The 19,550-nt window shown below is 69.5% G+C and carries 21 protein-coding genes; 10 read left to right on the forward strand and 11 right to left on the reverse strand.

Annotated features, from left to right (window positions below; all coding sequences use genetic code 11):
• Positions 1-389 (forward strand): DUF2325 domain-containing protein (locus ADE01S_RS28310; RefSeq protein WP_156494267.1); only part of this gene is annotated, 389 nt, incomplete at its 5' end.
• A gap of 104 nt (positions 390-493) precedes the next feature.
• Complete coding sequence (locus ADE01S_RS28315; RefSeq protein ID WP_062685103.1) at positions 494-3,493, forward strand: PAS domain S-box protein; 3,000 nt, start codon at positions 494-496, stop codon at positions 3,491-3,493.
• A gap of 36 nt (positions 3,494-3,529) precedes the next feature.
• On the opposite strand, the gene ADE01S_RS28320 is transcribed toward ADE01S_RS28315, so the two are convergent.
• Positions 3,530-4,981: an RNA polymerase factor sigma-54 gene (locus ADE01S_RS28320; protein WP_062685104.1), complete on the reverse strand. Its 1,452-nt coding sequence runs from the start codon at positions 4,979-4,981 to the stop codon at positions 3,530-3,532.
• 169 nt (positions 4,982-5,150) lie between these two features.
• Positions 5,151-6,074 carry a sigma-54 interaction domain-containing protein gene (locus tag ADE01S_RS28325; protein WP_062685124.1) on the reverse strand — a complete coding sequence of 308 codons (924 nt, stop codon included), beginning with the start codon at positions 6,072-6,074 and terminating at the stop codon, positions 5,151-5,153.
• Between the two features lie 264 nt (positions 6,075-6,338).
• Between ADE01S_RS28325 and ADE01S_RS28330 the strand changes: the two genes are divergently transcribed.
• A complete protein-coding gene (locus ADE01S_RS28330) occupies positions 6,339-7,721 on the forward strand; it encodes a sigma-54-dependent transcriptional regulator (protein WP_062685105.1) in 1,383 nt (460 codons plus the stop codon).
• A 9-nt stretch (positions 7,722-7,730) separates the two neighbouring features.
• On the opposite strand, the gene ADE01S_RS28335 is transcribed toward ADE01S_RS28330, so the two are convergent.
• Positions 7,731-8,114, reverse strand: a complete 384-nt coding sequence (locus ADE01S_RS28335; RefSeq protein ID WP_062685106.1) for a hypothetical protein — start codon at positions 8,112-8,114, stop codon at positions 7,731-7,733.
• A 160-nt stretch (positions 8,115-8,274) separates the two neighbouring features.
• On the opposite strand from ADE01S_RS28335, the gene ADE01S_RS28340 reads away from it, so the two are divergent.
• Positions 8,275-8,523, forward strand: a complete 249-nt coding sequence (locus ADE01S_RS28340; protein WP_062685107.1) for a hypothetical protein — start codon at positions 8,275-8,277, stop codon at positions 8,521-8,523.
• A gap of 15 nt (positions 8,524-8,538) precedes the next feature.
• On the opposite strand, the gene ADE01S_RS28345 is transcribed toward ADE01S_RS28340, so the two are convergent.
• Positions 8,539-8,820: a DUF378 domain-containing protein gene (locus ADE01S_RS28345; RefSeq protein WP_062685108.1), complete on the reverse strand. Its 282-nt coding sequence runs from the start codon at positions 8,818-8,820 to the stop codon at positions 8,539-8,541.
• A 132-nt stretch (positions 8,821-8,952) separates the two neighbouring features.
• Here ADE01S_RS28345 and ADE01S_RS28350 point away from each other — a divergent pair, with 132 nt between their 5' ends.
• Positions 8,953-9,540, forward strand: a complete 588-nt coding sequence (locus ADE01S_RS28350) for a hypothetical protein (RefSeq protein WP_062685109.1) — start codon at positions 8,953-8,955, stop codon at positions 9,538-9,540.
• A gap of 32 nt (positions 9,541-9,572) precedes the next feature.
• The gene (locus tag ADE01S_RS28355) at positions 9,573-10,196 is read left to right on the forward strand and encodes a DUF4142 domain-containing protein (RefSeq protein ID WP_062685110.1); all 624 of its coding nucleotides are present in this window, start codon (positions 9,573-9,575) and stop codon (positions 10,194-10,196) included.
• A 24-nt stretch (positions 10,197-10,220) separates the two neighbouring features.
• On the opposite strand, the gene ADE01S_RS28360 is transcribed toward ADE01S_RS28355, so the two are convergent.
• The 5 genes from ADE01S_RS28360 to ADE01S_RS28380 all read right to left on the reverse strand — a co-directional run bounded on the left by ADE01S_RS28360 (position 10,221) and on the right by ADE01S_RS28380 (position 15,581).
• Positions 10,221-11,108 carry an SDR family oxidoreductase gene (locus ADE01S_RS28360; RefSeq protein WP_062685111.1) on the reverse strand — a complete coding sequence of 296 codons (888 nt, stop codon included), beginning with the start codon at positions 11,106-11,108 and terminating at the stop codon, positions 10,221-10,223.
• A 75-nt stretch (positions 11,109-11,183) separates the two neighbouring features.
• A complete protein-coding gene (gene ligD / locus ADE01S_RS28365; protein WP_062685112.1) occupies positions 11,184-13,778 on the reverse strand; it encodes a DNA ligase D in 2,595 nt (864 codons plus the stop codon).
• A gap of 9 nt (positions 13,779-13,787) precedes the next feature.
• Positions 13,788-14,720, reverse strand: coding sequence for a non-homologous end joining protein Ku (ku, locus tag ADE01S_RS28370; RefSeq protein WP_062685113.1), 933 nt, complete (start codon positions 14,718-14,720; stop codon positions 13,788-13,790).
• Between the two features lie 115 nt (positions 14,721-14,835).
• Positions 14,836-15,177: an ElaB/YgaM/YqjD family protein gene (locus ADE01S_RS28375; protein ID WP_062685125.1), complete on the reverse strand. Its 342-nt coding sequence runs from the start codon at positions 15,175-15,177 to the stop codon at positions 14,836-14,838.
• Between the two features lie 74 nt (positions 15,178-15,251).
• Positions 15,252-15,581: a four-helix bundle copper-binding protein gene (locus ADE01S_RS28380; RefSeq protein ID WP_062685114.1), complete on the reverse strand. Its 330-nt coding sequence runs from the start codon at positions 15,579-15,581 to the stop codon at positions 15,252-15,254.
• A gap of 149 nt (positions 15,582-15,730) precedes the next feature.
• On the opposite strand from ADE01S_RS28380, the gene ADE01S_RS31395 reads away from it, so the two are divergent.
• Complete coding sequence (locus ADE01S_RS31395) at positions 15,731-15,982, forward strand: hypothetical protein (RefSeq protein ID WP_075873500.1); 252 nt, start codon at positions 15,731-15,733, stop codon at positions 15,980-15,982.
• On the opposite strand, the gene ADE01S_RS28385 is transcribed toward ADE01S_RS31395, so the two are convergent.
• On the reverse strand, positions 15,968-17,035 hold the full coding sequence (locus ADE01S_RS28385; RefSeq protein WP_062685115.1) for a DNA topoisomerase IB: 1,068 nt from the start codon (positions 17,033-17,035) through the stop codon (positions 15,968-15,970). The genes ADE01S_RS31395 and ADE01S_RS28385 overlap by 15 nt on opposite strands.
• Positions 17,036-17,146: 111 nt before the next feature.
• Here ADE01S_RS28385 and ADE01S_RS31400 point away from each other — a divergent pair, with 111 nt between their 5' ends.
• The 3 genes from ADE01S_RS31400 (at position 17,147) to ADE01S_RS28390 (ending at position 18,652) form a co-directional block, all read left to right on the forward strand.
• Positions 17,147-17,308, forward strand: coding sequence for a hypothetical protein (locus ADE01S_RS31400; RefSeq protein WP_353848688.1), 162 nt, complete (start codon positions 17,147-17,149; stop codon positions 17,306-17,308).
• Positions 17,309-17,357: 49 nt separating this feature from the next.
• Positions 17,358-17,510, forward strand: a complete 153-nt coding sequence (locus tag ADE01S_RS31405; RefSeq protein ID WP_075873499.1) for a DUF3309 family protein — start codon at positions 17,358-17,360, stop codon at positions 17,508-17,510.
• A 149-nt stretch (positions 17,511-17,659) separates the two neighbouring features.
• Entirely contained in the window at positions 17,660-18,652 is a 993-nt protein-coding gene (locus tag ADE01S_RS28390) for a 2-hydroxyacid dehydrogenase (RefSeq protein ID WP_062685116.1), read from the forward strand.
• On the opposite strand, the gene ADE01S_RS28395 is transcribed toward ADE01S_RS28390, so the two are convergent.
• Entirely contained in the window at positions 18,636-19,469 is an 834-nt protein-coding gene (locus ADE01S_RS28395; protein WP_062685126.1) for a universal stress protein, read from the reverse strand. The genes ADE01S_RS28390 and ADE01S_RS28395 overlap by 17 nt on opposite strands.
• Positions 19,470-19,550: the final 81 nt, after the last annotated feature.

A 19,550-nucleotide genomic window follows, 5' to 3' on the forward strand; every position in this document is an offset into this window, starting at 1 on the left:
GGGGCGACGCCGGGCGCAGGGCCGCGCCGCCCGCCGTCGAGCCCGCCGCGCGCGCGCCGGCGCCCGTGGCGATCGCTTTGCGGCGCAAGTCGGTGCTCTGCGTCGGCGAGGACGCCATGGCCCTGGCCTTGACGCGCAAGGTGGTCGAAATGGCGGGCGGGCGGTATCTGGGCCACAGCGGCGGCGGCGACGCGGACGGCGAGGCGCTGGAGGCCAGCCTGGTCGAAGCCGACCTGGTGATCTGCCAGACCGGCTGCGTCAGCCACGGGGCGTATTGGCGCGTGAAAGACCATTGCGCCCGCACCGGCAAGCAGTGCGTGCTGGTCGACAAACCCGAAGCCTTGAACGCGCTGCGCCTGGAACGCGAGCCGTCGAACGCCGGCGGTTGAAGCCGGCGCGCTCCCGCTTCAGCGGGAACCGTAGCGTCGCGTTACCTAGCGTTTCGGCAGCGCGTCCCGCCGCGCAATACAGTCGTGCTGGTGAGGGGGCAGAGATGCTGAAAAAGCGAGACCGCGTCGCGCTACCCTGGACGGACACGCTGGCCCGTCTGGAGGACGAGCGCATCATGTTGCAACGCATTGCCGCCGGCGTGCCACTGGCGCAGGTGCTGGAACACGTGCTGCACGCCATCGAGGCGCAGTCCAGCGTGGAGCTGCGCGCCTCGATCGCGCTGGTCGACGAGACCGGCGCCTGCCTGCGGCACGCGGCGGCGCCAAGCCTGCCAGACGCCTACAACGCGGCCGTGGACCGGGTGCCCATCGGGCCGGCCATGGCGTCCTGGGGCGCGGCTGCCTACACCGGCTGTCCGGTCTACGTGGAAGACATCGCGTCGCATCCCGACTGGGAGCGCTGGCGGGACCTGGCGCTGGCGAACGGCCTGCGGGCCTGCTGGTCCACGCCGATCAAGGCGCCCGACGGCCGCCTGCTGGGCGTGTTCTCCAACTACTACGGCACCGCGCGCTCGCCGTCCGCGCACGACATCGACGCGATCGCGCTGGTGACGCGCAGCGCCGCGCTGGCGATCGAGCGCCATCTGACGGAACTGGCGCTGCGGCAAAGCGGCGAGCGCTGGCGCACCATGTTCGAGGGCATGCAGGAAGCCTTTTTCCTCAGCGAAGCGCTGCGCGATGCCGACGGGCGCATCGCCGACTTCCGCTTCCTGGAGGTCAATCCGGCCTTCGAGCGCCAGAGCGGGATGAAAGAAGGCGACACGCTGGGCCATACCTTGCGCGAGATGATACCGGGCGTGCCCGGACAGATCATGGATGCGTTCGCCCAGGTCGTGGAGTCCGGCGAGCCGGCGCAATTCGAGTTCGCGGTGCCCGCGCCCAAGGAGGCCTGGTACGAAGCCCGGGTGCGCAAGGATGGCCCCGAGCGCATCATGGCGCTCTTTCTCGACGTGAGCGCGCGCAAGGCCGCCGAATCCGAGTTGTGGGAAGGCCAGCACCGCAAGAACTTCCTGCTGGCGCTGGGCGACAGCCTGCGCGAACTGCACCTGCAGCCGGCGATCGAAGAGGCCGCTTGCGAAGGCCTGGGCCAGCACCTGGCGCTGGGCCTGGTGGCGGTGCTGGATTCGGCGGCCGAGAACGGGCGGGCGGTGCTGTCGACCTGCTGGCGTTCCGGGCAGGACCGCGACAACGAGCAGCCGCTGGCCCTGGATCGCCTGGGCGCGGAATACTACGCCGCGCTCGACGGCGGGCGCACCACCTATCTGCAGCCCTTGCTGGCCGAGGCGCAGGGCGAGATCCGCCCCTGGGCCATCGTGGTGCCGCTGCGCCGCTGGGGCCGGCCGGGCGGGGCGCTGCTGGCGCGGCCGCAGGGCGGCACCCGGCTGCGGCACGGCGATATCGCCTTCATCGAGGAAGTGGCGGAACGCCTGTGCGGCGCCGTCGAACGGTCGCAGTACGCGCGCATGCTGGAGCAGCGCGTCGAGGACGCAAGTGCCGAGCGCGACCGCATCTGGCGCCTGTCCCCGGAATTGCTGGCGGTGGTGGACCGGCAAGGGCGCTTCATCAGCGTCAATCCCGCGGTGCGGCCCATCCTGGGCTGGAGCCCCGAGCAGTTCCTATCGGCGGGCCTGTCGGAGTTGATCCATCCGGAAGACTTGGCGGCGACGCTGGCGGCCTGGGCCTGGGCGCCCGAGGGGCAAGTGCCGCAGGCGACGCGGCATCTGGAAAACCGTGTGCTCAGGCGCGACGGCGGCTATTCCTGGATCACCTGGAGCATGTCCTGGTCGCAGGACAATCTGTACATGACGGGCCGCGACGATACCGACCTGAAGATGCAGGCCGAGGCCCTGCGCGAGACCGAGAACGCCCTGCGCCAATCCCAGAAGATGGAGGCGGTGGGGCGCCTGACCGGCGGCATCGCGCATGACTTCAACAATATGTTGCAGGGGATCACCGGCGCCCTGTACCTCATCGAACGCAAGCTGGGCGCGGGCTCGCCCGAGCAGGCGTTGCGCTTCGTCTCGGTCGCGATGGATTCGGCCAACCGGGCGGCCCACCTGACGCAGCGGCTGCTGACCTTCTCGCGCCGCCAGCCCATCGATCCCAAGTCTTTCAGCGTGGCCTCGGCCCTGCAATCCATGGCCGACCTGTTCCGCCGCTATACCGGCGAGCGCGTGCGGCTGGTGTTCGACCTCGACCCGGGCCTGTGGACCGTGTGCTGCGACAAGAACCAGTTCGAGAACGCCATGCTGAACCTGGTGATCAATGCGCGCGACGCCATGCCGCAAGGCGGGGTGCTGACCATCGCGGCGCGCAACGTGCGCGCGCAGGCGGACGCGCCCTCGCTGCGGCAGGTCCTGGATGCGCCGCCGGGGCCGTTCGTGGAAGTCTCGGTGTCGGACGTGGGCTGCGGCATGACGCCCGACGTGCTGGCCCATGCCTTCGATCCGTTCTACACCACCAAGCCGCTGGGAGAAGGCACCGGCCTGGGGCTGTCCATGATCTACGGCTTCGCCAAGCAGGCCGGCGGCGTGGCCACCTTGGAAAGCGAGCTGGACGTGGGCACGACGGTGAGGCTGTTCCTGCCGCGGCATGAAGGCAGCCCGGAACGTTCGCCCAAGCGCGAGCACCCCGCGGCGGCGCCGGCGCCCGATCTGTTGCGCCAGGCGGTAGTGGTGGTGGTGGAGGACGATGCGAACGTGCGCGATATGGTCTATGAGTGCCTGGCCGAGCGGGGCTTGCGGGTACTGTCGGCGGCGGACGGCGAAGCCGGGCTGGACCTGGTGCGGGCCACGCCGGACATCGACCTGCTGGTGACCGACGTCGGCCTGCCGGGCCTCAACGGCCGGCAGCTGGCCGACGCCGCGCGCACCGTCTATCCCGGCTTGAAGGTGCTGCTGATGACGGGCTATGCGGGCAACGCCGTGCGGGATCGCGATTTCCTGGAGCACGGCATCGAGCTGATCGTCAAGCCATTCTCGCTGGTTGCGCTGGGGGAACGCGTGCAGCGCATGCTGGACGGGGATGCCGAAGCCCCGCAGTAGCCGGCTGGCCCTCCGGGAAGCGGAACACGCGCGCGCTCAGTGCTGGCGCCGCAACTCCGCGGGCGGCACGCGCAGCTGGCCGCGATACTTCGACACGGTGCGGCGCGCCAGCAGGATGCCGCTGGCCGCCAGCTGCTGGGTCAGCGCCACGTCCGATAGCGGCATCGAAGGATCCTCGGCGTCGACCATTTCCTTGATCAGCGCCCGCACCGCCGCCGCGGAGCAGGAGCCGCCCGATTCGGTAGCCAGTTCGCGCGAAAAGAAATGGCGGAACTCGAACACGCCGCGCGGCGTCACCATGTATTTGCCCACGGTGGCCCGAGACACGGTGGATTCGTGCATGTCGAGGTCGTCGGCGACTTCCCGCAGCATCAGCGGCCGCAAGGCCACGTCGCCATACTCGAAAAAGGTTTGCTGGCGCTTGACGATGGCCTCCGCCACTCGCTGGATGGTGGTGTAGCGCTGCTCGACGTTGCGCACCAGCCAGCGGGCCTCCTGCAATTCCTGCGCCATGGGGCTGCGGTCGTCCAGCCGCGCGCGCCGGAACAGGTCCGCGTAGGTGCGGTGCAGGCGGGCCTGGGGCATGGCATGGCGGTTCGGCAGCACGCGCCAGCGCGCCTGCCACTTGTCCACGAACACGTCGGGGATCACGTAGGCGGGCGCTTCGGCGCTGTAGCGCGTGCCCGGCTTGGGGTCCAGGCCGCGGATCAGCGCGCAGGCCTCGCGCAACGCGTCGTCGGTGCAGCCGAGCAGGCGCCGCAGCCCGGCGCAGTCATTCTTGGCCAGCCGGGGCAGGTGCTCGCGCACGATGTCCAGCGCCAGCGCCCGGATCGCCGGATCGGCGCCGGTCGCGGCGGCCAGTTGCAAGGTCAGGCATTCGGCCAGGTCGCGGGCCGCCAGGCCCGGCGCGTCCAACTGCTGCACCAGGCGCAGGGCGGTCATCCATTCGGCGTCTTCGGGCGGCGGGTCGAAATCCTCAGGCGCGTTGTCGCACAGGCCGCACAGCGGCGTGCGCAGGTAGCCGTCGTCATCCAGCGCATCGACGATGAACTCCGCCAGCAGGCGGTCGCGCGGCTCCAGGGTGTAGTTGCCCAGTTCCGCCGAGAGGCGCTGGCGCATCGACAGCGAGGCGCAGACCCATTGGGCCTGGTCCATGCCGCCGTCGCCGGCCGCGCGCGTGGGGTAATCGCCGGAATAGGCCGGGGCGTCCGGCGGCGGGAGGTCCGCCTCCGCGGCGGGCGCCGGCATTTCCGGCGCGCCCTCGTCGGAGGGGAAGGCCGCCTCGGGAGCCGCGGCAGTCGCCTCGCCCGGCTGCGCGCCTTCCTGTTCCTCTTCGGGTTCCTCAAGAAAAGGATTGGTGGCGAGCGCGTGTTCCACCGCGGTCGTGAATTCCAGCGCGGACATCTGCAGCAGCTTGACGGATTGCTGCAGGCGGGGCGCCAGCGTCATCTGCTGGCGCAGGCGCAATTCTTGCGTAGGGTAGCCCAAGCGAATCTCCGGACGAGGCCGCCGGGAAGGCGGCTTACTCCAGGAAATGCATGCAAAGTTCGTGCCAGCTTTTCCGCGGGGAGAAAGGCCGGCCGCCCGCGCGATGCCGCGCCGGTCTTACAAGCGCGCGGTAATAATTGCTGGGAGGGGGGCTCGGTGGAGGTGCTTTTCACGCGCCCGACGCGTCCGCCGCGTCGCGGTCGTAGGCGTCCAGCCGGTTGTAGAGCGTCTTCAGGCTCACGCCCAGGGCTTCGGCGGTCAGGCGCTTGTCGCCGGCGTAGTGCGCCAGCGTGGCCAGAATGAACTCGCGCTGGGCCCGCCCCAGCGGCATGCCGATGGCGAAGTTCAGGGCGCCCTCGCGCAGTTCGCCGCGCGGCACGCCGCGCGCCCGCGCCAGGACGTCGGCGTCGAGTTCGCCATCGGCCATGATGTAGGCCCGCTGCACCGCATTGCGCAGCTCGCGCACATTGCCCGGCCAATCATGCCCGGCAATGGCGTCCAGCAGGCGGCGGGAGAAGGTCTTGCGGGTGCCGTTCTCGCGGTTCAGGGTATCCAGGAACCAGTGCGCGAGGACCACTGCGTCGCCCTCGCGTTCGCGCAGCGGGGGGACGCGCAGCGGGATCACGAGAAGCCGGTGGAGGAAGTCCTGGCGCAGGCGGCCCTCGGCCACGGCCTCGGCCGGATCGCGATTGCTCGCGCAGATGACGCGCACGTTGGCGCGCAGCAGGTCGGAGCCGCCCACGCGCTGGTACGTGCCGGATTCCAGCACGCGCAGGAAGTGGACCTGCATGTCCGGCGGCATCTCGGTCACTTCGTCCAGGAAGAGCGTGCCGCCGCTGGCGTATTCGAAGTAGCCCGCGTTCTGCGCCACCGCGCCGGTGAAGCTGCCTTTTTCGTGCCCGAACAGCTCGGCATGCGCCAGCGTGCCGCTGATGGCGCCGCAGTTCACGGCCACGAAGGGTTGCTCGCGGCGTTGGCTGGCGTCGTGGATGGCGCGCGCCACGATTTCCTTGCCCGTGCCGCTTTCGCCCACGATGAAGACGCTGGCGTCGCTCGCCGCCGCCAGGCGCAGCTGGGCGTCCAGTTTTTGCATCGCGGGGGAAAGGGCGGAAACGTCCATCAGGACGTTGGGAGACGCAGGCGCGGCCTCGCGTCCGGTGCTGGTGCTGCGGTTTGCCATGCTGTGTCCTTGGCCCGGCCGCGGGCCGTCGCATTAGGTGCATGGTAGAGGGCAAGGCCGTCCGTGTTTGCGACCAGTTGCAAGCATTCGAAAACATTGTTGGAAAATATCGAATAATTGCCTCCGCGGTGGCTAGAGTCGCTATTCTCAAGAGTGGGCCGCAACAGGGAGAAGGACATGCCCCATCTGCTGATCGTCGACGATGATGCCGCGATACGCGAAACGCTGGCCGAGCTCGGCCGGGACAGCGGCTTTTCGGTAGCCTTGGCGGCGAGCATCAAGGATGCCTTGATCCAGCTCGAACGGCAGGCGCCGGACCTGGTGCTGACCGACGTTCGCCTGCCCGAGGGCAGCGGCATGGATATCTTCAAGAACGCGGCGGCCGCCAGCGCCGAGGTCGTGGTGATGACCGGCCACGGCACGGTCGACAATGCCGTGCAGGCGCTGAGGCTCGGCGCCACCGACTATCTGGTCAAGCCGATCTGCATGGAGCGCCTGAACGACATCCTCGCGCGCATTGCGTCCAGCGCGGGTGGGGACCTGCCCGGGATGCCCTTCGAGGAGCCGGGCCGCTTCGGCAAGATGTACGGCGCGTCCGAACGCATGCTGACGCTGTACCGCCAGCTCGGGCGCGTGGCGCCCACCAACGTGACCACGCTCGTGATCGGCGAAAGCGGCACCGGCAAGGAACTGGCGGCGCATGCCATCCACGAACTCAGCCCGCGGCGGCAGCGGCCGTTCATCGCGGTCAATTGCGGCGCCATTTCGCCGAACCTGATCGAAAGCGAAATGTTCGGGCACGAGCGCGGCAGCTTCACCGGCGCCGACCGTCAGCACAAAGGCTATTTCGAGCGCGCCGACGGCGGCACGCTGTTCCTGGACGAAGTCACGGAAATGCCGCTGGACCTGCAGGTGAAACTGCTGCGCGTGCTGGAGACGGGCCAGTTCATGCGGGTGGGCACCAATCGCGAAATCGCCTGCGACATCCGCATCGTGGCCGCCACCAACCGCAATCCCGAGGAGGCGGTGCGCGAAGGCAAGCTGCGCGAAGACCTGTATTACCGCCTGAGCGTCTTCCCGGTCGAGCTGCCGCCGCTGCGCGAGCGCGGCGAGGACATCCCGTTCCTGGCGCAGCGCTTCCTGGACGCGCAGAACCTGGAGTCCGGCAAGCGCAAGGCGTTTTCGTCGCGCGCGCTGGCGGTGCTGACGCAGTACGCGTGGCCCGGCAACGTGCGGGAATTGAAGAACTTCGTGAGGCGCGCCTTCATCATGGCCGACGGCGACGAACTGGAAGCCGACATGCTGGCGCCGCAGGTGTCGCCTTCCGGCGGCGGCTCGGTCGGGCAGGTGAGCGTGCCCGTGGGCGAAACGCTGGCCGAGGCCGACCGGCGGCTCATCCTGGCCACTTTGGAACGTTGCAACGGCGTGAAAAAGCAGACGGCCGCCATGCTCGGCATCAGCCCCAAGACGCTCTACAACCGGCTGGAAGAGTACGCCGCGGCGGGCTACGCGCTGCCGGGCGAGCCTCCGTCCCGGACGGACGAACCGTCCGGGAGCTGAGGGCAGGCCTTACTTCCCGTAGCGGGTCTTCAGGTCCGCCATGCAGGTGTCCTTGGCATTGCCGGACAGGGCGTCGCACTTCTCCTTCCCGACCTTGTAGTCGGCGTCGTTGCGCGTCTTGGCCGCGTCATGCGTGGCCTCGGCCTTTTCCTTGGAGGCCTTGGCATCCGCCTTGGCCTTGTCGCGCGTGGCTTCGGCCTGCTGCTGGCAGACGTCCTTCTGGTTGCCCTTCATCGCATCGCAGTGCTTTTTGTCCATCTTGTACTGGTCGTTGATCTGCTTGTCGGTGCGCACGGCGGTGGTGCCGCCCGACGCGGTCTGCGCCGGGGCCTGGAAGGCCAGTGCGGAAAGGCCCAGCGCCACGGCGGGGAGAACGGCTTTGCACAGATTCATGGTTGACTCCTTTTGGATGGCGGTCCGGTCGAGGCGGACCCGGCAACACTGAAGCAAGCGGCATTCCCGGCCCCGTCGGGCACGGCGCTTGCTCGGCGCAGGGCTGCCGGCCGCGGCCCTGGTCCGCGCGGCCGCGGCGACACAGACGGGAGAAATCGATATGGATACCGGTAAGAAACGCGACACCGAACGCCAGGATGCCGAGCGGGATCCGGGCGGCCCCGAGGCCAATGCGCCGCAAGGCGAGACCGAAACCGCGCATCGCAGCGGCCAGTTCGGGGCGGACAAACCGGGCTTCGGCAAGGCGCCCGCGCATCCCGGGCGCGCCTCGGACAAGAAGCACAACGAGAAGGGGCCCGAGTACGAGGAAGGCGGCCAGTATCCGGGCAAGCGACCCGACGGCAAGTAGCGGCCGCGACGCGCCTCAGTCGCCGCCTTCGCCCAGACGGAACAGCAGCACCACGCAGTGCAGGGCGGCCAGGCCGATGAGGCCGTAGACGGCGCGCGTGACGAAACCGGCCGGCAGGAACCGGCCGAAGACGTCCAGGTCCACCGCCGCGATCAGGCCGCTGTTCAGCCCGCCGGCCACGATGGCGATCAGGGCGGCCCAGTCCAGAACGGACAGCCCGCCGGCTTGCGGCGAGGTAGCGGGCGGCGGTTCGTCCTGGGATACGGAGAAGTCTTCGTCGTTGCCGGGCATATCCATGCTGGTGTCCTTGCAAGGGCCGACTGCTTGAGGGCGGAAATCCGCCGTCCTCGCTCCAGCAAGCCCCGTGCCCGTCGCGGGCATGGCAGTTGCTGCGCAGGTCCGCATGCCATTCATGCACCGGAGACCCCTATGTCCTTGATCGTCGCAGCCAGATTCGACACCTTCGACGAGGCCGCCGAGGCGGCCCGCAAGCTCTTTGCCGAAGGTTTTACCGAAGACGACATCCATACCTTCTATATCAATACCGCGGGCGAGCACGGACGCTTTCCCATCGGCGGAGACCGGGTGGCCGATCCGGATTCCAAGGGCGGCCATTTCGGCGCCGCGGCGGGCGCCTCGGCGCTCGGCCTGCTGTTCGCGCTGCTGGGCGGGTTGATCGCCGCCCGGCTGGCGGCCTCTCTTCTGATCGTGATCGCCGCCGCCGGCGTGGGCGCCTACCTGGGCGCGCTCGCGGGCGCCCTGTGGGTGGTGGGCCGGGGACGACGCCGGCCCGGCCGCCCGCCGGCGGCGGACGTGCATCCGGAATTGCGGCAGGCGGGCGTGATGCTGGCGCTGCACGTGTCGCCGGACCGCGACGCCCTCGCGCGGAGCGTGCTGAAAGCGGCCGGTGGCCAGGACATCGAACGGGCGAACGGCCGCTGGCTGGACGGGAAGTGGGAGGACTTCGATCCCTTGACCCCGCCGCGGCGCGTGGACGCGCCGTCGATGGCGGGTTGAACCGGCAGGCGCAACGTGCCAAGGAGAGCAGCATGAAACCAACCGGATGGCTGCGCGGGCTGGCCTCGGCCTGCCTGCTTGCACTGCCCTGTATCCTCTGGCCGGCCCACGCCCAAGGGCTGGCCGAGGCCGACGCGCGCTTCCTGCAGGCGGCCGCCGGCTCCGGCCAGTTCGAGGTGGAGGCCGCGGAACTGGCGCGGCAGCGCTCGAACGACGGCGCGGTCAAGGCCTACGCGGCCAGGATGCTGGAGCAGCATCGCGCCATGAACGGCGACCTGAAGGCGCTGGCGCTGCGCAAGCAGGTCACGCTGCCCGAGCAGCCGGCCGAACCGGATCGACGCACCCTGGATCAGTTGGGCGACCGGCAGGGCGCGGACTTCGACGCGCTCTACATCCAGAAGGCCGCCATCGACGCGCACGTAATGGCCAACCGGCTGTACGAGACCGCGGCAAAGGAAGCCGAGGATCCGCAGGTCCGCGACTTCGCCGTGCGCGCCTTGCCGACGGTGGCCGAGCACCTCGCCATGAGCCGCGCGCTGCGCCAGGGCCCGCCCGCCGCCGATCCCGACAAGATCCAGCCGGCCGTCAAGGGTGAGCCGCCCGCCGTGTCGCCTGCCTCGCGCGAGGCCCCGGCATCCATCGCGCCGGCCCGTTGACCGCGGGGCCGGCGTGTTCCGGGATCAATCGCCCGCGCTGCCGGTAATGGGCAAGACGATGCCGGTGATGTAGCTGGCGCAGGCCGGCGAGGCCAGGAACACGTAGGCGGGGGAGATTTCCTCCGGTTGCGCGGGCCGCCCCAGGTCGGTGTGCTTGCCGAATTCCTGGATTTTCCGCGCATCCTGGTCGGCGGGATTCAGCGGAGTCCAGACCGGGCCGGGCGCCACCGCGTTCACGCGCACGCCCTGGCCGGCGAGATTCGCGGCCAGCGAGCGGGTGAAGGCGTGGATCGCGCCCTTGGTGGCGGAATAGTCCAGCAGCTTGGCGCTGCCCCGCAGGCCCGTGACCGACCCCGTGTTGATGATGGCCGAACCGGCCTTCAAGTGGGGCAGGGCGGAGCGCGCCATGTAGAAATAGCCGGTGATGTTGGTGCGCAGCGTCTTGTCCCATTTGTCGTCGTCGATCTCCGGCAGCGTGTCGGTGTGCTGCTGGTAGGCGGCGTTGTTCACCAGCACGTCCAGCTTGCCGAAGGCCCGCACGGCCTGGTCCACCGCGTCCTGGCAGAAGGATGGGTCGCGCACGTCGCCGGCGATCAGGATGCAGCGCCGGCCTTCGTCCGCCACGGCGCGGCGGGTTTGCTCGGCGTCTTCGTGCTCGTTCAGGTAGACGATCGCCACGTCCGCGCCTTCGCGGGCGAACAGCACGCAGACGGCCCGCCCGATGCCGGAATCGCCGCCCGTCACGATGGCGGCCATGCCGTCGAGCTTTCCGCTTCCGCGATAGGCGGGCGCCTGGTACTGGGGCTTAAGCGCCATGTCGGCTTCTTCCCCGGGCTTCTCCAGATGCTGGGCGGGCATGGGCGGCGTGGGGTGAGGCCGCGCGCCGGTGTTGTCTTGCGTCGGTTTGCTCATGCGATTCTCCTGGTCGTCAGGCGCGGCGGGCGCCTCGTCGCCAAGAACGAGCAAACGGCATTCCCGCGACAGGCCCTAGAGCCCCAGCTTCTTTAGCATGCGCGGGCCCACCGTCTTGCGGGCCGCCTCGTAGTCCCGCCAGGGGTCGTCCCGATCCCGGGCGAGCGCGACCGCATTGCGGATGTTGTAGGCGGGGCCGCGCAAATCCTCGCCCGAATCCAGGATCTCCCAGGCGACGGGCATGGACACGGGCGCGCCGGCCCGGGCGCGGGCCGAGAAGGCGGCGATGGCGGTGGCGCCGTTGCCGTTGCGCAGGTAGTCCACGAAGATGCGCCCCTGCCGGCGGGCCTTGGACATATTGGAGGTGTAGCGCTCGGGAATCACGCGGGCCAGTTCGTCGGCCAGCGCCCGGGCCAAGCCCTTGACGGTGTCCCAGGGTTGTTCGGGGCGTATCGGCGCCACCAGGTGCAGTCCCTTGCCGCCGGTGGTCTTCAGGAACGGCGCGAGCCCGATCTCCTGCATCAGCCCGCGCGCAAGCTGCGCGCCTTCGGCCACGGTCTTCCACGGCACGTCGGGGCCCGGATCCAGGTCTATGGTGATGCGGTCGGGCTCGTCGGGGCGGGGAGCGCGGCCGCCCCAGGTGTGGAATTCGATGACGCCGCGCTGCACCAGGGCAAGGACGCCCTCGACCGAACCGATCAGCAGATGCTCGCCGTCCCGTTCCAGGCCCTCGGGCAACCGGCCGCTGATGTGCTTCTGGAAGAAGCAGGTCGCGTCGGTGCCGTCCGGGCAGCGCAGCAGCGCGATGCGGCGGCCCTGCAAATGCGGCAGGATCAGCGGGCCGGCGGCCTCGTAGTAGCGCGCCAGGTCGAGCTTGGTGGTGTCCGGATCGTGGATGATCACGCGCCCCGGGTGCGTGATGCGCGTGTTGCCCGCTTTGTCGCCGGCGGCCTTCGGCTTGGCCGAACCCGGAGGCGGCGCGGGCGTTTCGCCGCCGACTTCGCTGGCGGGCTTGTCTTCGCGCAGGCCGACGAACGAGGCCTGGCGCAGCAACTGGTCCTGCGTGACGCTGGCGTACCGGATTTCCGCCACCAGTTCCGGCTTTACCCAATGGACGTCGCCCGCGCTTTGGCCGTAGCGGCCGGGGCCGGGCAGCGGGCCGGCGAAGGGGCTGGCGTCCGTTTCCAGCGCATGCAGTTTTTTGTAGAGCGAGGCGAGGGTGGCGGCGGTGAAGCCGGTGCCCACCCGGCCGGCATACGCCAGCTTGCGGCCCTTGCGCAGGCCCACCAGCAGCGCGCCGAAGTGCTTGCGCGATCCGGCGGGCGAGGTGTAGCCGCCGATCACGTACTCCTGCCGCGGCCGGCACTTGAGCTTCAGCCAGGCGCTGCCGCGGCCCGCTACGTAGGCCGAGTCCAGGCGCTTGCAGATCAGCCCCTCCAGGCTCAGCCGGCAGGCTTCGGACCAGGCCGCGCGCCCCTCGGTGCCGTCTGCCACTTCCAGACGCTGCGTCATGAGCAGCGGCGCACCGTCGGGCAGTCCGGCCAGCACGGCTTCCAGGCGCGACTGCCGTTCGGACAGCGGCAGGGCGCGCAGATCCTCGCCGTCCCACCAGGGCAGGTCGAACGCCATGAAGGACAGGTCGGCGGTGCGGCCGTCCAGCGCGTTCTGCAGCAGCTGGAAATCGGAGATGCCGCGCTCGTCCAGGCAGACCACTTCGCCGTCCATCCAGCCGTCGGGCAAGTCCAGGGCGCCCAGCGCGTCGGCCAGCGCGGCCATGCGCGCCGTCCAGTCCTTGCCGCTGCGGCTGACGAGGCGCGCGCGTCCCTGCGCGAAGCGGCACAGGATGCGGTAGCCGTCGTACTTCACTTCATACGACCAGCCCGGCCCCTGCGGCGGCGCGTCGACCAGGGTGGCGAGCTGCGGCTCCAGCATCGCGGGGAGCGCGGCGCGGCGGCCGGCCGCGCTGGCGCGCTTCGCGGCTTTGGCGGAGCCGGACTTGCCGGAAGTGGATTCAGTGGAGGTGGATTTAGTGGCGGCGGCTTTGGCGGAAGCAGCTTTGGTGGAGGCGGACTTGCCAGAAGCCGATTTCGTGGCAGCGGATCGGGACGCGGTGGATTTGGCTGCGGCTGACTTCGCGGAAGCGCGCCCGCGGCGGGCGAGCGCGGCCTCGGCATCGTCGCCTTCCACCGCATCCTCGTCGTCCAGCTTGCGCAGCAGCCATTGATTGTCTTCCTTGCCCAGTCGCAGCAGGGCCCAGGCGCCCTTGAGCGTGCCGCCCCGCAGGGTGAAGCGCAGATGGCCCTTGGCCAGACCGCGCCTGGGGTCCCCATCCGGCGTCCAGGAGCCGTGGTCCCAGATGTCCACGTGGCCCGCGCCATAGTGGCCCTTGGGAATGTCGCCTTCGAACTTGCCGTATTCGACCGGGTGGTCTTCCACCTTGATGGCCAGGCGCTTCACGTCCGGGTCGCGGCTGGGGCCCTTGGGCACCGCCCAGCTCACCAGCACGCCGTCGAGTTCCAACCGGAAGTCGTAATGCAGGGCGCGGGCCTGATGGCGCTGCACCACGAAAGACAACGGCCCCGCGGCGGACGCCGCCGGAGCCTTGCCGGCGGGCTCGCGGGTGCCGGTGAAGTCGCGTTTCTTGCGGTACTGGGCTAGCGGTTCGCTCATGAGGCTTCCTTACGCGGCTTTGCGTCGGGTGGCGGCGGATTTGCGCGCGGGCGTCTTTGCGGCCGCCGTTCGCCGCGCCGCGGGCGCCTTCTTCCCGGCGGGCGCGGCCTTCTTGGCCGCCGTTTTCTTCGTGGCCGTCTTCTTCGGCGCCCCGCGCTGTTCGATGCTTTGCTTGAGCAGCGACATCAGGTCGATCACCTTGGCCGATTCCCGTGGCCCCTGGGTCTCATCGGCCTCGGTCAGCACGTGGGTCTTGCCGGCCTTGACCTTCTTCTCGATGGCATCGAGCAGGTCTTCCCGGTAGTCGTCGCGGTAGGCTTGGGGATCCCAGGGGCCGGTCATGTCCTCGACCAGCCGCAAGGCCATGTCGCGCTCGCGCGCGGCAGGCGCGGCGGTCTTGCCGCCGGGAAGCTCCAGGTCGTCGGCCGAGAGGATTTCGTCGCCATAGCGCAGCGTGATTAGCATGAGGGCATCGCCCTGGGGCAGCAGCGCGCACAGGTACTGCCGCGTGTGGAGCACCACGCGCGCCAGGCCGAGGCGGCCCGCCTCCTTGAGAACTTCGCGCAGCAGCACATAGCCTTTCTCGCCGCGGCGGTCCGGCGCAAGGTAATAGGGGGTGTCGTAGTAATAGATGGGGACTTCGGCTGCGTCCACGAACCCCTGGATCTCCACCGTCTGGGTGGCGGCGACGTTGGCGCGCTTGAAATCCTCTTCGTTCAGGTAGACGTATTCGCCTTTCTCATACTCGTAGCCCTTGACGATGTCTTCCGAGGCGATGACCTTGCCGGTGCGCTTGTTGATGCGCTGGTAGCCGACGGGCGCGTCGTCGCGACGGTCGATCCAGTCGAAATCGAGCCGGTGCGGCCGCGTGGCGGCGTGGACGACGATGGGCACGTGCACCAGGCCGAACGAAATCGCGCCCTTCCAGATGGTTCGCGCCATGGCCGTCTCCTGCTTGTGGGGGACGCAATGAGCAGCAAGCGGCATGCCCGGCGCGGGCGCGCCGCCGCCTGGGGACGGAAGAGGGAGGGGCCGGCGGCGCCGAACCCCGGGGCCACTATTGGCGGCCCACCACCACGCCGAACAGGAACGCCGCGCCGGCGACCAGGCCGATCGCCTGCCACGGCCGCGCGTGGATGTACTCCTCCGTGCAGTCTATGGTTTCGCGCATCAGGTCGGTGGCGTTGTCGGAGGCATCGCGCAGGCTGCGCCGCGTGGCATGCAATTGCTCGGACAACCTTGCCCTGAGCGCCTCCAGATCGGTGGCCTCCTTGTCGTTGAGCGTGGCCTCCAGTTCGTCGATCCAGGATTCCGGGTGCCGCGAGCGGCGGCGCGCGCTGCTGTTGTCCGGGCCGTTCTCGGGGAAGTCGGAAGGCAGGGGGGTGTTCGTAGTGGCCATCGATAGCTCCTGACGGTCGGGCGGGAAATACGCCTGCGCGGGCCGGCCCGGGCGGCCGCGCGGCTTGGCGGGCATCAGCGCTCCAGCATGTCTCGGCAGGCCAGCGTGCAGCCCAGGCAGGCGCCCGCGCAGATCTGGCAGTGCCGCGCCTCATGCGGGGAACATTCGCGCGCGCAGGCATCGCAGACCAGCGCGCACAAAGTACACAGCGCGGTAGAAAATTCGCCGTTGCGCGCCAGCATGGCCGCGCACAGCCTGCAGACCGAAGCGCAATCGGTGCACAGGGCGATGCAATGCTTCATGTGCCCGGGGTTCTCTTCCAGGCACATGGCGGCGCACACGTCGCAAGCGACGGCGCATTCGTAGCAGGCTTGCACACATTGCTCGAAATTTGAGTCTCGCATTGCATCTCCTTGTGAGTCGCCGTGCCGGCCAGCAACCGGCGCGCCTGGCGGGAGCGGGCACATCCGCTTGCAATTTGACGGGGCAGGGGGTTTTTTCGCGCGTCGGGCCGCCGTAGGATGAAAGGCCGGACTTCACCCAGGAGACCCGTATGAAACCCGCAAGCAAGCCTGCGCGACGCCAGCCTGGCCACGACCGGAAACAACCGGAAGACAACGCTAAGATACTGCCGCCAAGCGGTCCCGTCGACGTTCCACGCATGCCGGATAAACCAGACCCCTCCACCCCGGACGAAGCTGCGCGCGACGCCCGCCCCGTGGTCGACAACAGCAACGAATCGAACTGGGCGGACGGCTCGGCGCCGCAGCCGCGCGCGAAGAACGCGCGCTCATCGATTCTTTGAGGCCGGCGCCTGCGCGGCGGCCGCGGATTCTTCCCGCAGGAAGGCGAGCAGGCGGCGTTCGTCCGCGCTCAGCCCCCTGGGGCCGGAAGGGGCCGCCGCCCGGGCCGGCAGACGGCCATCCAGATAGGCCGCCAGAATAGCGGGATGCACGTAACAGGCCCGACATACGGCGGGCGTATTCGCCAGGCGCGCCGACACGTCGCGGATGACATCCACCACCGTTTGACGCGCCTGGCCCGAATCGGCGGCGGGCCGCCCCTGCAAGGCCGAGTAGGCAAGCACCGATCCGGCCCAGGTCCGATAGTGCTTGGCCGTGAAGTCGCCCGCGCCTGCTCCGCGCAGATAGGCATTGACCGCGCCGGAATCCACCGGATGAATTCCTCCCTCCTCATCCACGTACTGGAACAGCTGCTGGCCCGGGATGTCCATGCAGCGCTTGATCACGCGCGCGACGCGCCGATCGGCAACCGCGACGTCGTGCGCCACACCGCTCTTGCCCTTGAACCGGAACCGTATCCGGCTGCCGGCCACGCTGGCATGGCGGCGTTTGAGCGTGGTCAGGCCATAGGAACGGTTGCTGCGCGCATACTCGCGCGCGCCGATACGGATGAGCGTGGATTCCAGCAGCTTCACCAGAACGGCAATCACCTTTTCCTGGGACAACCCGGGCGCCTGCATGTCGCGTTCCGCCTGTCGGCGGATGCGGGGCAGCGCCAGGCCGAAAGCCACCAGATTCTGGTACTTGTCGGCGTCGCGCACCGCCGTCCAGTCGGGATGGTAGCGGTACTGCTTGCGCCCGCGGGCGTCGCGCCCCGTGGCCTGCAAGTGGCCGCGAGGCGTGGCGCAGATCCACACGGATTCGTAGGCCGGCGGAATGGCCAGGGCCTCGATGCGCGCGATCTCGCGGGCGTCGCGGATGCGCTTGCCGCGGGTGTTCAGGTAGGCGAACGCGCTGCCGTTGACCCGGACGCGCGCGTAGCCGGCCTGGGTGTCGTCCACATAGACGAGTCCCGCGTCCAGGGAGGCGGGCGGGGCGGGGGAGGAGGGTTTCATCCGGTCTCCGTAGGCTCGGGCGACGGCGCCCGCTCAGCATCCGGCGTGCCCGCGGTCCGCTGGTGGGAACGGCGCTTGCTGATCAGGGCGAGGATTCCCAAGGAGGCCTTCATGCAAGCCGTTCTACACCTGCACGTTCCACCCAAGCCGGACCCGATTCCGCCGGGCTCGCCACCGGGCGACCTGCCCGTGGATCCCGACACCGATGAGCCCGATGTCGATCTGCCCCCGCTTTCCCCGCCCGGCAAGGAAATCACCCCGCCAGGGAAGTGATGACCGCGAGCCATCCAATAACTCGAATCGATAAAGACGAGGAGTCGCCATGTCGACCATTCTGCTGATCATCCTCATCCTGCTGGTCCTGGGCGCCGTGCCCGCCTGGCCGTACAGCCGGGGCTGGGGCTACTACCCCAGCGGCATCCTGGGCATCCTGCTGATCGTGCTGATCGTGATGCTGCTGACCGGCCGCTTATAGCGTCTGCCCCGCCGGCGCCCCGCGCAAGCGGGGGCCGGCACGCGGGTGCGCGCATTGCCCGCCGGCCAGGGCCGGCGGGTGGCGCGCGCGGGCGGCGAAGCGTAAGATGCCCGGGTTTTTGCGCAGCTTCGCCCTCCGCGGCACCCCCCATGACCATTCCCCTGCTTATCCTCATAGAAAGCGTGCAGGACTACCTGCCCGCGTTCGAGTCGCGCGGTTTCCGCGTCATCTATGCGCCTACCGCCGAAGCGCGGGCCCAGGCCATCCGCGACCATGCGGCCGAGATCCGCATCGTGCTCACGCGCGGCGCCACCGGCTGTTACGCCGACGAGATCGCGGCGCTCCCCGCGCTCGAAATGATCTGCTCGCTGGGAGTGGGGTACGAGAACATCGATCTCGCCGCAGCGGCCGCGCGCGGCATCGTGGTGACCAACGGCCCCGGCGCGAACGCGGTGGCGGTGGCCGACCACGCCATGGCGCTCCTGCTGGGCGCCGCGCGGCGCCTGCCCCAGGCCGACGCCTGGGTGCGCCAGGGCCATTGGAGCGGCTTCATGGGCCCGCAGATCACCGGCAAGCGGCTGGGCATCCTGGGCCTGGGCACCATCGGGATGGAGATCGCCCGGCGCGGCGCCAACGGCTTCGGCATGCAGGTCGGTTATTACAACCGGCGCGCCCGGCCCGATTGCGGCCATACCTATTTCGACAGCCCGCGCGCGCTGGCCGCGGCGTCGGATTTCCTGGTGGTGGCCACGCCCGGCGGCGCGGGCACGAGGCATTTGGTCGATGCCGAGGTGCTGGAAGCGCTGGGGCCGGGCGGCTACCTCATCAATATCGCGCGCGGCAGCGTCGTCGATACCCAGGCCCTGATCGCGGCGCTGGCCGCAGGCCGCATCGCCGGCGCGGGCCTGGACGTGGTGGATGGCGAACCGGTCATCCCGGAAGCCCTCAAGCGTCTCGACAACGTGGTGCTGACGCCCCATAGCGCGGGCCGGTCTCCGGAAGCGGTGGACGCCACGGTGGCGCTGTTCCTGGAGAATGCCGGCGCGCATTTCGCCGGCAGGCCCGTGCTGACGCCCGTGGCGGCGAGCGCCGCCCCGGGCGTGGCCGGCCAGGAGAACCCGCAGGCTAGTGGGAGAACATGACCGGCACGGTCATGCTCTTCAGGATGGACGCGGTGGCGCCGCCCAGGGCCCATTGGCGGAACTTGCTGTGGCCGTACGCGCCCATGACGAGCAGGTCCGCGCTGTGGTCGGCGGCGGCATTCAGGATGGTGCTGCCCACGCCCACGCCCTTGATGTCGCGGCGCACGTGGTCGGGCGCCGGCATGCCCTGCGCCACGCAATAGGAGGCCAGGTCCTCGAAGGGAATCTCGCCCTTGCCGGCGGATTCGCCTTCGTCCATGGTCAGCACGATCATGTGCGAGGCCAGCCGCAGGATGGGCGCGGCGTCGGCCAGGGCGCGGGCGGCCTCGCGGCTGCCGTCCCAGCAGCACAGCACGCGGTCGCCGATGACGGGGAAGTCGCCGCTGGACGGCAGCGCCAGCACGGGGCGGCCCGCGGTCAGCAGCGTCTGTTCGACGAACTCGATTTCATGGGCGGCTTCGACGTCCTGGCGGTTTTCCTGGCTGACGATGATGAGGTCGCTGGCGCGGCCGAGCGCGGCCACCGTGGCGCTGGGCGATGCATTCCCCGCGCGCACCACGGCCGGCACGTCGGCGGAGGAGGCGGCCGCCAGGAAGCCGTTCTGCACCGCGTCGCGGCTTTGCGTCTGCAATTCCTTCATCACGGCGGTCGCGCGGGACATGAGCACGGATTCGCCGTAGTAATACTGGGGCGGCGCGGCGTTGGCGTAGATGCCGACCAGCTCGGCCTTGTGACGCTTGGCCAGGGCGATCGCCGCATCGGTGCGGCGCTTGCAGTCGAATCCGTGGTCGAGGTGGACGGAAATGCGGCGGTACATATGGGCCTCCTTGGTTTGGCGTTCGTTCATGACATGGTTGCGCGTTCCGCCGGAAAGGCCCTTGATACGCGTCAACCTGCC

Source organism: Achromobacter denitrificans NBRC 15125 (assembly GCF_001571365.1).
GTDB classification, from domain to species: domain Bacteria; phylum Pseudomonadota; class Gammaproteobacteria; order Burkholderiales; family Burkholderiaceae_B; genus Achromobacter; species Achromobacter denitrificans.

Coding starts and splice junctions, on each gene's coding strand:
- ADE01S_RS28315 (WP_062685103.1), top strand. CDS start 494: ATGCTGAAAAAGCGAGACCGCGTCGCGCTACCCTGGACGGACACGCTG.
- ADE01S_RS28325 (WP_062685124.1), bottom strand. CDS start 6,074: ATGCAAAAACTGGACGCCCAGCTGCGCCTGGCGGCGGCGAGCGACGCC.
- ADE01S_RS28330 (WP_062685105.1), top strand. CDS start 6,339: ATGCCCCATCTGCTGATCGTCGACGATGATGCCGCGATACGCGAAACG.
- ADE01S_RS28335 (WP_062685106.1), bottom strand. CDS start 8,114: ATGAATCTGTGCAAAGCCGTTCTCCCCGCCGTGGCGCTGGGCCTTTCC.
- ADE01S_RS28340 (WP_062685107.1), top strand. CDS start 8,275: ATGGATACCGGTAAGAAACGCGACACCGAACGCCAGGATGCCGAGCGG.
- ADE01S_RS28345 (WP_062685108.1), bottom strand. CDS start 8,820: ATGGATATGCCCGGCAACGACGAAGACTTCTCCGTATCCCAGGACGAA.
- ADE01S_RS28350 (WP_062685109.1), top strand. CDS start 8,953: ATGTCCTTGATCGTCGCAGCCAGATTCGACACCTTCGACGAGGCCGCC.
- ADE01S_RS28355 (WP_062685110.1), top strand. CDS start 9,573: ATGAAACCAACCGGATGGCTGCGCGGGCTGGCCTCGGCCTGCCTGCTT.
- ADE01S_RS28360 (WP_062685111.1), bottom strand. CDS start 11,108: ATGAGCAAACCGACGCAAGACAACACCGGCGCGCGGCCTCACCCCACG.
- ligD (WP_062685112.1), bottom strand. CDS start 13,778: ATGAGCGAACCGCTAGCCCAGTACCGCAAGAAACGCGACTTCACCGGC.
- ku (WP_062685113.1), bottom strand. CDS start 14,720: ATGGCGCGAACCATCTGGAAGGGCGCGATTTCGTTCGGCCTGGTGCAC.
- ADE01S_RS28375 (WP_062685125.1), bottom strand. CDS start 15,177: ATGGCCACTACGAACACCCCCCTGCCTTCCGACTTCCCCGAGAACGGC.
- ADE01S_RS28380 (WP_062685114.1), bottom strand. CDS start 15,581: ATGCGAGACTCAAATTTCGAGCAATGTGTGCAAGCCTGCTACGAATGC.
- ADE01S_RS31395 (WP_075873500.1), top strand. CDS start 15,731: ATGAAACCCGCAAGCAAGCCTGCGCGACGCCAGCCTGGCCACGACCGG.
- ADE01S_RS28385 (WP_062685115.1), bottom strand. CDS start 17,035: ATGAAACCCTCCTCCCCCGCCCCGCCCGCCTCCCTGGACGCGGGACTC.
- ADE01S_RS31400 (WP_353848688.1), top strand. CDS start 17,147: ATGCAAGCCGTTCTACACCTGCACGTTCCACCCAAGCCGGACCCGATT.
- ADE01S_RS31405 (WP_075873499.1), top strand. CDS start 17,358: ATGTCGACCATTCTGCTGATCATCCTCATCCTGCTGGTCCTGGGCGCC.
- ADE01S_RS28390 (WP_062685116.1), top strand. CDS start 17,660: ATGACCATTCCCCTGCTTATCCTCATAGAAAGCGTGCAGGACTACCTG.
- ADE01S_RS28395 (WP_062685126.1), bottom strand. CDS start 19,469: ATGTACCGCCGCATTTCCGTCCACCTCGACCACGGATTCGACTGCAAG.